The organism is Streptomyces misionensis (genome assembly GCF_900104815.1).
Classification (GTDB): domain Bacteria; phylum Actinomycetota; class Actinomycetes; order Streptomycetales; family Streptomycetaceae; genus Streptomyces; species Streptomyces misionensis.
The window spans coordinates 1,188,624-1,201,698 of the sequence record NZ_FNTD01000004.1 but is presented as its reverse complement, the minus strand read 5'-3'; the positions used below and the strand labels follow the sequence as shown (position 1 = coordinate 1,201,698).

Genomic DNA, 13,075 nt, shown 5'->3' with positions numbered 1-13,075 from the left:
GGGGCGGGTCAGGCGTCCGGCTCGAGGTGTTTGCGCGCGACCCAGGCGTCAGGCACAACGATCCACTCGTCGAACCCCGCCTGGTACGGAACACTCTGCCCGGCCAACCGCGGCGCCCGTGCCGGATCGGACTGGGCGACGAGCAGCCACAGCGGGCTGCCACCCTGCCGAGCCTCCTCCGCGAGCCGCCCGAGCAGGTCGAGCGCGTCATAGCGGGCCAGCACCGCAGTGTCGGTGAGCAACAGCGGACCATCGGCCTCCGCCAGATGCTCCCGCAGCTGCGGCTCGATCCGGCCCCACGCCTTGTCGGTGCGTATGCGCAGCTGCTGATGGGCCCGGCTGCCCGGCTCGGCGGCGTCCGCCTTGAGGACGGTCTCCCAGGTCGGCCGGGCAGCCTCGCCGACCACGCCGCGCAATTCGGCCACGAACAGTGCGGTCACCGACACCGGCCGAGCCCCGTATGGTTCGCCGGCCAGCCGCAGCACCGCGTCCTCGGCCCGCCGCTGGGGCACGGTCAGGACCCGGAAGCCGTCCTGCCGCGCCGAGTGCATAAGTCGCTGCTCAGCCTTGACGGCAGCGGCGACGGCCGCGTCCGCGTCGTACTGGGTGGGGGCCGAGCGGCGCGCAGCCGAGGCACCCCAGCTCGCCGAGGTCAGCCCGGCAGTTGCGTCCCCGGAGGGGCGGTCCGGGATGAGCCGGAGCACCTTGTCGTAGCGGGTGGCCAGTTTCAGCTCGAAGCCGGCCTGCTTCAGGGCGCGGACCAGGGCGCTGCCCGTGGGCAGCTCGCGCGGCGCCAGCGGATCGGTGCCCAGGTCGGGGAAGCGGGTGGCGACCCGCTTGTGCAGCGCGTCCACCGTCAGGCCCGGCTGCCGCTCCTCCTCGACGCCCGGCTGCACGGCGACCACGCCGGCCTGGGTGATCCGCAGCGCACGCACCAGGTCCAGGTCGCGCGGGTAGATCTCCAACCGCGGGGTGAGCGCGGCCCGGGTGGAGGCGGCGACCGCGATCTCGGCCGTCCGCCGCTCGTCCCAGCCCAGGCTGCCCGGTGGCCGTCGCACCGCGTCCAGCTCGGTGAGGACCGTGCTCGCCGTCGGCAGGGACTCAAGCGCCGCGAGCCGGTCGGCCCGCACGCCCAGGTTCAGCGCGTACTCCTGCAGGGCGGGCAGCGCCGGGGTGTCCGGACCGTCCACGTCCTCCCGGACATCCAGGGCGAGCAGGCCGAGTACCGGATCGGCGCCCTTGGGCATGCGGGCGTGGAAGTAGCGGAAGAGCGGCGGAGACTCGTTGTCGTAACTCTCTCGTTCGACCACCGCACGCAGCAGCGATAGGGCGAGTGCACGCCGGTTGCGCCGCTCCACGTGCTGGGTGCCGCGCCGGGCGATGAGGGCGTCGGCGAGCTCGATCACCGGGGCCACCCGGCCGCGCTCAGCCAGAAGCTCCACCACCTGCTCACGCAGCAGCCCCAGGGCCGCGTCCTTGTACCAGCGCTCGCGCGCCTTCTTCACGATCTGCGGGATCCGGCCCGCGGTCAGGCCCACCGCATCGGCGACGTCCCGCTGCCGGACCCAGGCCAGGCCCCCGGGCAGCGTCCCTGTCTCATCGGGCAGCCGCAGCAGCAGCCGGATTGCTTCGCGCTCCTTGGCATTGGAGCGGGCACTACCGCTGGATGGCTTCGGTACGAGACGGGCGGCGAGCGCGTCCAGGCTCAGGCCGCCCAGCACCTGCGGGTCAGCGCCGTCCCCGTCGGCGGCGACCGACTCTGCGACCGCCCGCTCCAGGTCGGAGAGCTCCTGGCCCGCCGCCTTGCGGGCCTCCGCGCTGAGCGGCGCGGGAGCCGCCTTGCCCAGGCGTGCGTTCCACTCTTTCTGCCGGCGCTGGATCTCCTCCCGGGTGCGCGAGCCCATGCCCGGCGCGGTGAGGAACTTCTTCGCCGAGTATTCCAAGACGTCCCCGACGGTGTTCAGCCCCATCGCGAACAGCTGCGACTGCGCTGCGACAGTCAGACCCGCCACCGACAGCGGCGTGTTCCGGTCGGCGCGCTCGGCCTGCTGGTCGCGGACCTGCTCGGCAGAGACGTCGTCGTCCTCCCGCCCGATCCGCGGTTGCGCCGCCGACCCGGCAACCGCGTCGGTGCCGCCCTTCGCCCCGCGCCCCGACTTTTCACCGTGACCGGTGCTCGGCGCCGTGGTCTGCTGTGCGTCCAGGAAGATCCGCTGCCAGGCACGCTCCATCGGCTTGAGATCCGGGAAGCGGTCCTTCACATCTCGGGCCAGCGCCTTACGGAAGAACGCCACAAGGCCGTCCCGGACCGCCGGCTCAAAGGCGTCTGCCGCCAGCTGCGGGTACGGCCATTCCTTCGCATCCGTCTGCCGGGCCGTGACCGAGCCGTCACCCCAGCGGGGCAGCTCGTTCGACGCCATCTCGTGCAGCGTCACGGCCAGCGCATACCGCTCGGCGTGCCCGTCGTACGAGCCGCGCGTGATGACGCCCACGAACGGGTCGAGATAGCCCTCGGTGCCCGCCTCGATTTCCTTCGCCGGGTACCCGGCGAGCGAGAAGTCGATCAGCACCAGCTGACGGGTGCCGTTGGGGCGGACCCGGATCGCGATGTTGTCCGGCTTCAGATCCCGGTGCCAGATCCCCTCCGCCTCCAGGTGCTCCACAGCACCGAAGAGGTACTTCCCGTACGCCTCCAGCTGGTCCATGCCCAAGCGGCCGTTGTCCCGCAGCTGGCGGGCAACGGTGTCCTCCCTGCGGCGCGGCCCCTTACTCGCACTGCCGTCCTGGTCCTTCAGCTCCCGGCTGTCACCCACGTACTCCAGGACCAGAACCCGGCGCCCAGCCAATGTCAGGGGCTGCGGCTCGTACAGCGAAATGATGCTGGAGTCCCTGTGGATCCGGCCCAGGACCTCCGCCTCACGATCCAGGACAGCATGCTTGGCCTCGCTCAGCGCGACCTTCAGCACTGCCACCGGCAGGCCGCCGCTGCGCCGAGGCTCGCCCTCCAGATCCCGCACCAGGAAGGCCCGCGCGGTCGAGCCTGTACCGAGGCGGCGCACGACCTCCCAGCGTCCGGCAAGTACGTCCCCGGCCACGGCCTCCAGCGGGTCCTTCTCCGGCTCGGATCTTTCTTCGCCCGCGCCTGCGGCTGAACCGCCGTCCCCGCCCGCGACTGCAGCCGCATCCCCGCCGCCCGGGACCTCCTCGACGAATGCCTGCTCGACGTACTCCAGCATCTCCAGGAAGTCGTCGACCGTGGACAGACGCCGACCCGGTTCGTACGCGGTGGAAGCCTCCACCAGATCGTCGATGTCCGGATTGAGACCGTCGACGAGCGCGCTGGGACGCAGACTCTCGCCGGCCTCCAGACGTGCCATGACCTCGCTCTGGCTCGCGCCAGGCGCTTGCCCGGTCACCAGCAGATACGTGAGCACGCCGAGCCCGTACACATCGAGGCGCACTGGATCGGCCTTCGGAATCCTCAGCTCCGGAGCCAGATAGGGATCAGCCTGCTCGGCGACATGGAACCCCGTCACGTTAGTCGGAGCCAGGGTCAGAGGCCGGCCGCGGCTGAGGCTTTGCCCAGTGGCGATCTGCCAATCCGCGATCTGCGTCCACGGACGCAGCCAGCGCTGCTCCTCGCCGAGCTCCCGCCCGCGTGGACCGCGGTCGCGCGGAATCACATGCACCGCGTGCGCCGACAGCGTGCGGTGGTGGACCCGCCGGGAGTGCGCGGAGCGCACCGTCTCGGCAAGCTGCCGCACCAGCGCGAGGCGCCCCTGCAGATCGAGACCCTCACCGTGCTGGACCAGGTAATCGTCCAGGCGCAGCGTCTCCGGGTGGTAGTCGAAGAGGATCGCGGGCCCGGCGGGATGCCCCGACGGCAGATAATTCTTCAGCTGTACCGCACCGGGATGACGAAAACGGCTGAGTACCGATGCCTCGCGGGCGGCGGCACGCTCCACCGAGCGCCGCTCGTCGTCGGAGGCACCACGTTCACTGAGGAAGACCCGCACCCGTGCCAGATCGTGCAGCTGGGAATGGCGTCCCAGATAGTCGGCCCAGGACGGCCCGGAGTCGAACGCCTTCGCCTCCAGGAGGTAGGAGCCCACCTCGTACTGGCGGCGGATCGGTGCGATACGGAGCTTTTTCAGGGCTGCATCGACAAAGCGGGATGCCTCGGCTGTGATCTGGTAGCGGGCGTCTCCCGGCGGCACGGCCAGCATCTCCACCAGCTGCTTGACCGTGAACACGCCGTTCATGTCGGCAGCCGGAAGGTTCACCTGAAGCTTGTCGTCCGTGAAGCAGACAGCCTCACCCACCCAGATCTTCGTTCGGTGCGCGGGCCGACCGGAGACGCCGTTAATCAGGCCCGACAGCTCCTTGGCCTTCCGGTTCGCCAGGTGCAGCGGGTTGCCGTGCCGACGGCTGGTCCCGCTGGGCGTGGTCTGCACCCAGTCGTTGCCGCCGCCGTGGACCGAGCCTTGCCAGTCCTTCAACTCGACCAGGAAGACCCCGGCCGGCGCTACCACCAGAAGATCGACCTCACGGACGTGCCCGCTGTTCGCGGTGAACATGAAGTTCGTCCAGGCACGCCACGGCTCCTCATCTGGCAGACGCCGGCGGATCGCCTCAAGACCACGGCGCTCGTGCTCATACTCGGACTCGGTGACCGTCGTCCACCGGTCTTCCAGCATGCGGCTCCCCGTCCGTGTCTGTATGCCTGCCGTGGTTCCTGTCGGCGCGTTCAGGAAGCACAGCTCAACCCTCGGACCGAATCCTAAAGGGTGACACTGACACCAAGAGCGGCCTGAGCGTGCTACGACAGAGGCCCTGCCACGCAGACCTGGTGGCGTTGGAACGGGGGAGAGTGCACCGCGAACGGATTCGGCCAGGTGGACCATAGCGATTCAAGCCGCAGCAGTGCCAAGTCGATTGCGTGTACGGATGAAGCGGTGGGGGTCGGGTGGGCGATCACATCGCCGTGGCGGTGGTGTTATACCTTCACGTCGCAGCCATTGCTGACGCGGTCATGCCAGGTCGAGCCCATGTGTCGCCGACTGCCGCCGGGGGGTGGCAAGGGCTGATTGGCAGGAGTGGGTCGTCGCAGTGATGCCCTCTGCGTAAGATCCAATGACTGTGTGAAGATCGGCCTTGAGTGCAGGAGGGGCCGGGTGGCCGGAGAGGGAATGCCATGAGCGATTCAGGGACCCAACTTTCCAGGCATATCTGGTCGCTCACGGATCTTCTTCGCGGGGACTTCAAGACATCTGAGTATGGCGGCGTCGTATTGCCGTTCACCGTGCTGCGGCGCTTGGATTGCCTGCTCGAACCCACTCGCCAGGAAGTGCTGGACACCTTGGCCAAATTGGCGGATAAGGGTGCACATTCGGACTCATTCCGGGATGTTGCGCTGCGCCGCGCCTCTGGCCATCCCTTCTTCAACACCAGTCGCTACGCCCTGGATGCTGTCGTCGCCGACCCGAGCAACTTGGTCGCGTTGCTGCGTGAGTACGTGCGCGGTTACTCCGAGAACGTCAGGGACGTGTTCCAGCGCTTCGAGTTCGACCGCACCGTCGAACGGCTGCACCACGCTGGGCTGCTGTATGCCGTCGTCAGCCGGTTCCTTTCCATGGACCTGGGGGCACCCCTCTCTGCCGGCGACATGGGGCTTGTGTTCGAGGACCTCGTACGGCGCTCTGTCGACCAGGCAGGAGGGGCTGGCGCCGATGAGCACGTCACCCCCCGTGACGTCGGCCGGCTGATGTCTGCACTGCTACTGCAGCCCGATCAGCATGAGCTCACGCGTTCCGGCGTGCTCCGCACGGTCCACGACCCGGCCTGCGGGACGGGCGGACTGCTCGAGGAGGTGGCCGAGCGCATCGAGACCGCCAACCCCTCGGCGCATGTGTCCCTGTACGGCCAGGAGATCAACGCCGAGACCTGGGCTGTCGCTGGCTCCAACATGCTGATGAGCGGACGCGATCCGGGACAGATCCTGTTCGGGAACGTCCTGCGGGAGGACCTCTTCGGGGACCAGCGCTTCGACTACCTGTTGGCGCACCCTCCATTCGGCCTCAGCTGGAAGCACGCTGAGCAACAGGTCCGCGCCGAGCATGAACTGGGCAATGCAGGACGGTTCGGTGCGGGACTGCCGCGTGTCAGCGACGGATCGCTGCTCTTCCTTCAGCACATGCTGGCGAAGATGAAGCCGGTGGACGCTTCCGGTGATGGTGGCAGTCGTGTCGTGGTCCTCTTCAGCGGCTCTCCCATGCAGGGGGGAGCCACTGGCCTGGGTGAGTCCGACGTCCGGCGATGGATTGTCGAGAATGACTGGCTCGAGGGCATCGTCGCCTTGCCTGACCAACTCTTCTACAACACCGGCGTCAGTACGTACCTATGGGTCCTGAGTAATCGCAAGAAGTCGGCGCACAGGGGCAGGGTGGCCCTGGTCAAGGCGCAGGACCACTGGCAGAAGACGCGGCAGTCATCGGGCAGCAAGCGGAAGTACCTCGGCCCCGATCAACTCAACAAGATCGTCCGGCTCTACGAAGAGGCGCTGTCGGCTCCGGTCGGCGGGTCTCCCCGCGACCAGGTGAGTGTCGTGCGGAACGAGGACCTGCTGTACCGGCAGATTGTCATCGAGCGCCCGCTGCGCTTGCGCTTCGAACTCACCACCGACGGCTTGCAGCAGCTCTCCTCCCTGCGGCCGATCCAACGAGGGGACCACCCCGATAAGCTGGTTGGCGCGCTGCGTAGGCTCGTCGGAACGTCTTGGACCACCAGCTCAGACGCCTTCTCGGCACTGCGGCACGCGGTCGCGACCGTCGGCCAGACCTGGCCGCGAGGTGCCGCCTTCGAAAGGAGCGTCCGAAACGCGATCGGGGTGCGCGATGACCAAGGAGAGGTGCAGCAGCGCCGGGGTGTGACGGAACCTGATCCGGAGTTGCGTGACCTGGTCGTCGTGCCGTTGCGGGACGATCCTGATGAATACTTCCGCAAAGAGGTGCTGCCCCACGCTCCAGATGCCTGGCTCGACCATGCGAAGACCCGGCGCGGGTGCGCCATCCGGACTTCGCTCTTCTACGTCGCGGAGCTTGACGGGGAGTTTGGGCCGCTGCGTGCCTTCGCACAGCTGGAGACAGAGCGTGTCAAGCTGCGACGTCCGCGACGCGGCGAGGCAGAGCCCATCCCGCCCAAGCACCTCACGGCCTCCTACCTGCACAGTGTCGACTCGGCCTTGGAACTGCCAGATGCGGAACTGGATGACTCCGAACTGACACCATGCACGGGCGGCGACTTGGTCGGGCGCTCTGGTAACTGGCGCCTTCTGCCTGCAGGGTTCGGTGACGCAGTCACTCGGCTGTTCGTGCTGCACCCCACCCCGGGGAGCGGTCGTGGACTATGCGAATGGCTCAACTCGCGCAAGAGCAACGCGGCTTACCCGCAAGCCCGAGAGCTGCTCGATACGCCGGTACCAGTGGAGTTGGTCGCAGCCCCGGAGGTGGAGGATCTACTGGCAGAGGTGCAGGAGGGCCGTCATGCGCTGCGAATGGCGACGGACGGCATCTTGCCGAACGTCTTCGCCGGCCCCGAGACACGCGTTGCGGAGATCCGTCAGTCCATCCGGTTCATCGCTCGTGAGGCGCGCCTCGCGGGACAATTGGTGCGCCCTTTCGATGACCCTGTGTGGCGTGCGGAGGCGAGCTATCCATTTCACGTAGCCGCTCTCGCGCGGCGTTACCGCGTGAGCACCCACCCGGCCGAGAGGAAGGACGGACTGCTCAAGCTTGGTGAAGGAACGGCGCGCACTCTGGGCGTCCTTGCCTTGCGTGAACTTATTGCGCACCACGGGAGCTTCACCAGCTCTCTACGCAAAACTTTCGGTCAAGGGGCGGCCTTTGGTACCTGGACCACGCTCATTAAGAGATTCATGGATGAGGTCCCAACGCCTCAGCTGCCGGAACTCGTCGCGCTCCGCGAACACGGCGTCACGCTATCGCTTCTGAAGGACATCAAGGATCTCCGTAATATTTCCCACCACGCTCACGGGGTACGCAGGAGTCACGAACTCGACGAGGACGTCGAAAAGCTCGAACCGTATGTGGTCTCGGCGCTCAACTCAGTCAACTGGCTGTCGAGCACCGACTGGTTTTGGGTGGAGCGCTGTGAATACCTCGATGATTCCTCCTTCCAGGCTGTGGGCCTGAGGCTACGAGGGAGCCACCCGAGTTGGGAGCCGTTTAGTCGGCCGATCAACCGCCCCCTGCGGCCGGACAGGATATATGTCGACGGCACCCCGCCAGGCGTCCCGATCGATCTATGGCCATTGGCCATGGTCAGCCTATGCCCGGATTGCCGCACTCGGGAACTGTTCCTACTCAATAAGATTTCAAATGGCACGGCAGTTCTGCGCAGCCTGGAGGAGCACGAGTTGACAATCCCGTACGCTGCCCAGGCTCAGAACTAAGTTGGTGAATGCGTCTAGTTTGAGGCGTGTTCACTGAACTAGTACTCCAGCCGTAGTTCGCGATCACGGCGAGTCGCTGCTCACGGCCCGTAGACGAGATCCGCACCCCCACTGGCCTCAATCAGCCAGGACAGCGAACCGCTTCCGAAGGGCCAGCCAGTGGTGGCCACCTGCACCCAGCCGCCCGACTCGTCGGTTCCTGCGTGCCACCACCACCAGCTGCGATCGTCTCCCATTCCTTCCTCGGTCGGGTCGAAGTAGTACAGCCATCCCGAGAGCGTCCACGGCCCCTGATCGACGGCCGCTCTCTCCTCTGGCGTCATCGCCCGCCATTGACGCAGCCACGCCTCGACGTCGAAGGGCTCGCCATGCTCCGGTTCCGGGGTCTCGGGCGCGCACCGCTGGATGAACCAGGTCGGTAACAGTTGCGGCCAAAGCTCATCTGTCGGCCAGTCACCCATCTGGGAGACCACACATGTCAGTACCGCACGCGCGTTGTCGATGACCTGGGCTGGGTCCTCGGCAGTGAACCGGAGGCGCACGAGAAACGGCCGGGGCTCGTCGCCATCCTCGGCCCCCGGTCCAGATCGAAGGCGCCGCAGCTCGCCTGTCATGATTTCCACGGTGAGGAAGTATGCACCGGCACCGACCTCGCGACATCTCGATATCGCCACCGGTCAGGGGACGCGAACCTCTATGGCTGGACAGTTGCTTGCCGTTGGTAGTGGCAGGCTCGGGCGCGGGCTTGGTGTCGGCGTCGCCAGTGTGACCAACGCAGGCGGTGTGCGAGGTCGTGGACCGGGCTGATCAGGGCCGCGAACAGGTGCTGGATCTCGTTGCCGGTCAAGGGGATCAGGCTGTCGAGGGCGGGCTGGTCGCGGCGTTCGGTGGCTGCGGTGACGGCCAGGAAGGCGTGGGTGAGCATCGCGAGGGTGACCCAGCGGTGCCAGGAGGTCCAGCGTCGGACCTGGTGCTCGTCCAGACCGGTCAGGCCCTTGCCGGCCTGGAATGTCTCCTCGATCGTCCAGCGCCGTCCGGCCACCCGGACCAGTTCCGACAGCGGCACCGGCCGGGGTGAGAAGCAGCGGTAGAAGGCGAGTTCGCCAGTGCGACGGTTGCGGCGGACCAGCAGGCACCAGTGGCCGGGCCGACCGGCGGGGTCGTGGATGTCGATCTGTGCCCAGTCGTAGTACCGCTCGCCCTTCGCGCCCGTTCCGGCCGACAGCCGTTGCCAGGCCCGCTTCGGGATCCGTGCGGCCAGGGTCTTGGCCTGGAACTTCCCGGCGTGCGTGATGACAGGGTGGGTGCTGGAGACGGCCAGGACGTAGCCGGTCCGCCGGCGTTCAAGGGTGATCCGCAGGTGCGGGTTGTCGCCGTAGACCTCGTCGCCTGCGACCCAGCGTGCTGGGGTTCCCGCGTCGAGCGCCCGCTCGACCATGCGGGCGGCGAGTTGGGGCTTGGTGGCGAAGGCCAGATCGTCCGGGATGCCCGCGTTCCGGCAGCGGTCCGGGTCCTCGGTCCAAGAGCGTGGCACGTACAGGGCTCGGTCGATGGCAGCGTGTCCGCGGTCCGCGGAGTACACGAGATAGACGGCGACCGGGCGTTCTCGATGCGGCCGGCCGTGCCGGTGTACTGGCGCTGGACGCCGACGGTCGCCGTGCCCTTCTTCAGATCGCCCGTCTCGTCGACCACGAGCACCGCCTGGTCGTCGGCGAGGTGCTCGACGACGTAGGCGCGCACGTCATCGCGGACCGCGTCGGCGTCCCACTTCGCACGGTGCAGCAGGTGCTGCATGCCGTCCGGGGTCGCGTCGCCCGCATGCTCGGCCAGCGTCCAGCAGTTCTTCCTCGGCAGGTCCGACAGCAGTCCGAGCACCAACGCGGTTGCGCGACGTCGGGGTTCGACCCGAGCGAACCGGCCCGCCACGCGGCCCATCAGCTGGTCGAACATCGCCCGCCACCGGGCAGGCACTACGCTGTGACCCGCGGCCACCGCCTGATCTTCGTTTGTCCACACAACTCACGATGATCAACGGTGGCCGCAGCCATCTCCGCACCAGCCCCGACCAGCAAGATCACGATCTACGGCTGGAGTACTAACCCCTCTGTATTGAATTGATGGTGGAATTTGCGAATCGCGAACGTCCAATTTTGGAAAACCCAGAATGGAAAGGGTCGGCCGAAGCCGTACCAGGTCCGTTGGGCTGTTGACGGGAAAGCCTTCTATGCCTCCTACCGCTCTTCTGCCCATGCTGAGCTCTTCCGTGTCAATCTTGTCGCTGCTGCGAACCGTGGCGAGGTCTTCGATACCGAGACTGGGCTCCCTGTGTCGATGCAGCCGGAGACAGAGGCGCTGACGTGGTATCAATTGGCCTGCACCTATGCGCAGATGAAATGGCCGGGTGCGGCGGCAAATACGCGCAAGAATACGGCTTCCGCGCTGGCTCGTATAACAACTGAACTGCTCGTCGAGCCTAAAAGGGGTGTGGTGGCGCCGGACTCGCAAGTAATGCGTCGGGCCCTGACTCACTGGGCCTTCCGGCTGACAGCGCGGAGTGAAGCACCGGAAGCTGACGTGACGGCCGCGTTGGAGTGGGTCGCGCAACACTCGCGGCCGGTGGCCGATTTGAAGGACCTTGATGTCGGTCGTCATGTCCTGCGGTCCATCAGCTACCGTCTGGATGGAACGCCTGCGAGTCCCAGCCACTCACAACGGATCCGGGCCGTGTTTCACAACACGCTCGAATACGCGGTCGAAAAGGGCGACCTTCCGGAAAATCCTCTCACTAGGATTGGTGGACGTGCTCCACGTCTCACCCGCCAGGTGGATCCGCGCGTGGTGGTGAGTCCACGGCAGGCCAGAGAACTCCTGACCGCGGTCACCTACGTCGGCACCTGGGCGCACGGGCGAGGGCGACTCCTCATGCCGTTCTTCGCCACCTTGTACTTCGCGGCACTGCGGCCGGAAGAGGCGGTCGAGCTGAGACTTCAGGATTGCCAGCTCCCGAAGAAGGGGCCGGGCCTCCTCACGCTGCATCAGGCCAGCACACGCGCCGGCTCCGCATGGACGGATGACGGGCGAAAGCACGAGCAGCGAGGGCTCAAGCACCGGGCCCGCGGCGACGTGCGTCTGGTACCGGTTTCCCCTGAACTGGTCCAGATGCTGCGGGCGTACGTCGACGAGTTCGGGACGGCGGAGGACGGTCGGCTCTTCCGCAGCCCGAGCGGAGGCCGGTTGGACTCCACCCGATACCTCGATGTCTGGCACAAGGCGCGGCGCATTGCCTTCCCGCCACACCTCGTGGACTCCCTCCTTGCGAGGAGGCCGTACGACCTGCGTCATGCCGCGGTCTCCCTGTGGCTGAACTCTGGTGTCCCCGCCGCTGAGGTTGCCGAGATGGCGGGCCACAGCGTGGCGATCCTGATGGACGCGTACTACAAGTGCATCCACGGCCAGCGGGAGCAGATGGTGCAGCGCATCATCGATGCCCTCAGTGAAGATCGGGAAGGCGGGGCGTCAGGCGAAGTGGACTAGACCATACGCCTTCGCTGGCACACTATTGGCACAATCGCTGTGGGGTGCAACGAAACGCGATGAGACGCGGTGGGGTGCGCCTCTGGCCACGACCCCTGCTTCGTTCTCGGCAAGAACATCGTAACGACCGGACCGCGGAGCGTCGCACGACGCGGCGCGGGCCAGCCGACGACCGGTGAAACCGCAGGTCAGCCCAGCTTACGGAACAGCCCCTCCTGGACCACGGACACGATCAGTTGCCCTGAGAGGTTGTAGATGCGGCCCCGAGCTAGACCCCGGCCACCCACCGCGATCGGCGACTCCTGGTCGTACAGGAACCACTCGTCCGCCCGGAACGGCCGGTGGAACCACATGGCATGGTCCAGCGAGGCCATGTCGAAGTTCCGGCGGCCCCACAACGGCTCGATGGGGATGCGCACCGCGTCCAGGAGCGTCATGTCACTGGCGTAGGTCAGCGCGCAGGTGTGGACCAGGGGATCGTCGCCCAGCGGTCCCACCGCGCGCATCCACACGGCGCTGCGCGGCTCGGCACCCTCGACCTCCTCGGCGGTCCAGCGCAACGGGTCCGCGTAACGGATGTCGAAGGGCTGGCGCCGCACCATCCGCTCCAACTGCTCCGGCAGCGAACCCAGATGCTTGCGTATCTCCTCGGCCACCGTCGGCAGCGACTCGGGGTGCGGCAGCTCCCGGGCCGGCGGCAGCTGGTGCTCGAACGGTCCTTCCTCAGGCTTGTGAAAGGAGGCGGTCAGATTGAAGATCGTGCGTCCCTGCTGCACGGCGGTGACCCGGCGCGTGGTGAACGAGCGCCCGTCGCGGACCCGCTCCACCTGGTACACGATCGGCACGCCCGGACGGCCCGGGCGCAGGAAATACGCGTGCAGCGAGTGCACCGGGCGGTCCCCGTCCGTGGTGCGGCCGGCGGCGACCAGGGCCTGGCCCGCCACCTGGCCGCCGAAGACCCGCTGCAAGGACTCCTGCGGGCTTCGGCCACGGAAGATGTTGACCTCGATCTGCTCCAGGTCGAGCAGATCGACCAGTCTTTCAGCCGGGTTCGTCGTCATGGGTGGGATT

Annotated in this window: 5 protein-coding genes and 1 pseudogene; 2 read left to right on the top strand and 4 right to left on the bottom strand. The window is 67.2% G+C overall.

Features of this window, described 5'->3' with window-relative positions; translation table 11 throughout:
- Nucleotides 1-8: 8 nt before the first annotated feature.
- Entirely contained in the window at nt 9-4,697 is a 4,689-nt protein-coding gene (pglW, locus tag BLW85_RS06955) for a BREX system serine/threonine kinase PglW (protein WP_074991482.1), read from the bottom strand.
- 497 nt (nt 4,698-5,194) lie between these two features.
- Here pglW and BLW85_RS06950 point away from each other — a divergent pair, with 497 nt between their 5' ends.
- A complete protein-coding gene (locus BLW85_RS06950) occupies nt 5,195-8,470 on the top strand; it encodes a type I restriction-modification system subunit M (protein ID WP_074991479.1) in 3,276 nt (1,091 codons plus the stop codon).
- An 80-nt stretch (nt 8,471-8,550) separates the two neighbouring features.
- Here the strand turns inward: BLW85_RS06950 and BLW85_RS06945 are convergent, their stop codons facing one another.
- Together BLW85_RS06945 and BLW85_RS06940 are read right to left on the bottom strand one after the other, a co-directional pair.
- Complete coding sequence (locus BLW85_RS06945) at nt 8,551-9,084, bottom strand: hypothetical protein (RefSeq protein WP_244174830.1); 534 nt, start codon at nt 9,082-9,084, stop codon at nt 8,551-8,553.
- Nucleotides 9,085-9,164: 80 nt separating this feature from the next.
- A pseudogene (locus BLW85_RS06940) lies at nt 9,165-10,405 on the bottom strand (IS701 family transposase).
- 192 nt (nt 10,406-10,597) lie between these two features.
- Between BLW85_RS06940 and BLW85_RS06935 the strand changes: the two are divergent.
- Nucleotides 10,598-12,004 (top strand): tyrosine-type recombinase/integrase, encoded by a 1,407-nt coding sequence (locus BLW85_RS06935; RefSeq protein ID WP_074991476.1) that lies wholly within the window; start codon nt 10,598-10,600, stop codon nt 12,002-12,004.
- 188 nt (nt 12,005-12,192) lie between these two features.
- On the opposite strand, the gene BLW85_RS06930 is transcribed toward BLW85_RS06935, so the two are convergent.
- Nucleotides 12,193-13,065, bottom strand: coding sequence for an acyl-CoA thioesterase (locus BLW85_RS06930; RefSeq protein ID WP_074991473.1), 873 nt, complete (start codon nt 13,063-13,065; stop codon nt 12,193-12,195).
- Nucleotides 13,066-13,075: the final 10 nt, after the last annotated feature.